This is a genomic window from Acidobacteriota bacterium (assembly GCA_038040445.1).
GTDB lineage: Bacteria > Acidobacteriota > Blastocatellia > UBA7656 > UBA7656 > Onstottus_A > Onstottus_A frigus.
Genome location: JBBPIG010000072.1, coordinates 1 through 1,814, shown reverse-complemented (window position 1 = coordinate 1,814; position 1,814 = coordinate 1). Strand labels below are relative to the sequence as shown.

At 60.3% G+C, this 1,814-nt stretch carries 1 protein-coding gene; it reads left to right on the top strand.

The window, feature by feature from the left end; genetic code table 11:
• Positions 1-1,814: PAS domain S-box protein (locus tag AABO57_28995; GenBank protein ID MEK6289770.1), on the top strand; the 1,814-nt coding region annotated here is incomplete at both ends.

Below are 1,814 nucleotides of genomic sequence, written 5' to 3'. Positions count from 1 at the left end.
TTCAACAGCGCCAACTTCTCGAGCATCGCCACCGACGAGAAGGGCGTGATCCAGATCTTCAATGTCGGCGCGGAGCGCATGCTCGGCTACGCCGCCGCCGACGTGATGAACAAGATCACCCCGGCCGACATCTCCGATCCGCAGGAGGTGATCGCGCGGGCCAAGGCCCTGAGCGTCGAGCTAGCGACCACCATCACTCCGGGCTTCGAGGCCCTGGTGTTCAAAGCCTCGCGCGGGATCGAGGACATCTACGAGCTGACCTACATCCGCAAGGACGGCAGCCGCTTTCCCGCCATCGTGTCGGTCACGGCGCTGCGCGATGCTCAAGACAAGATCATCGGTTATCTGCTGATCGGCACAGACAACACAGCGCGCAAGCGGGTCGAAGCAGAGCAGGAGAAGCTCGATCAACGCCTGCGTGATCAGCAGTTCTACACGCGCTCTCTGGTCGAATCCAATATCGACGCGCTGATGACCACCGATCCGCGCGGCATCATCACCGATCTCAATAAGCAGATGGAAGCGCTCACTGGCTGTACCCGCGACGAGTTGATCGGCGCGCCGTTCAAGAACTACTTCACCGATCCCGAGCGGGCCGAAGCGGCCATCAAGCTGGTGTTGAGCGAGAAGAAGGTCACCAACTACGAGCTCACTGCGCGCGCCAGGGACGGCAAGAAAACAGTTGTGTCCTACAACGCGACGACCTTCTACGACCGAGATCGGAGGCTACAAGGCGTATTCGCCGCCGCGCGCGACGTTACCGAACGCAAGCACTTCGAGCAGGCGCTCCAGGAAACGAACATCGAACTCGAGAGCGCCAAGTCCGCAGCCGAGAAAGCCAACCTCGCGAAATCGGACTTCCTTTCCAGCATGAGCCATGAGCTTCGCACCCCGCTCACTGCGATGCTCGGTTTCGCCCAATTGCTGGAGTCAGTCTCCCCCTTGCCGACGGCGTCCCAGAAGCAAAGCATTGCCCAGATTCTGAAGGCGGGTTGGCATCTGCAGAAGTTGATCAACGAAGTCCTCGATCTCGCAGAGGTCGAAGCCGGGAAGGTGTCGCTGTCGCCGGAACCGGTGTCGTTGGCCGAGGTCATATCTGAATGCCAAGCCATGATGGAGCCGCAGGCGCAACAGCGTGGCATCACCATGACCCTGCCCCAGCTGGATGTCTCCTACTTTGTCAAGGCCGACCGGACCCGTTTGAAGCAGGTGCTCATCAACCTCCTTTCCAACGCGATCAAATACAACCGGGAGCAGGGAACCGTCGATGTGAAGTGCACCCCAGCCCGTCCGGAGCGCATTCGCATCAGCGTCGTGGACACCGGCGGGGGATTGCCTCCGGAAAAGCTGGCGCAGCTTTTCCAGTCATTCAATCGTCTCGGACAAGAGGACAGCGGCAAGGAAGGCACCGGCATCGGCCTCGTGGTAAGCAAGCGGCTAGTCGAAATGATGGGGGGCGTCATCGGGGCGGAAAGCAGCGTCGGCGTGGGAAGCGTCTTCTGGATCGAACTGCTTTTGACTTCGGCACCACCACTTGCAGTTGCAAGCACCGAATCCGCAATCGTTGTCCACGGGCAAGTCCCGACCGGCGCACCGCTGCGCACTTTGCTCTATGTCGAGGACAACCTGGCTAACCTGAGGCTGGTCGAGCAATTGATCGCGCGCCGATCCGACATACGCCTGTTGGGTGCGGTGAACGGGACTCTCGGAATCGAGCTTGCGCGAGCCTCTCAACCGGACGTGATTCTGATGGACATCAATCTGCCTGGAATCAGCGGTGTCGAAGCTCTGAAGATCCTGCGCGAAGACCCGGC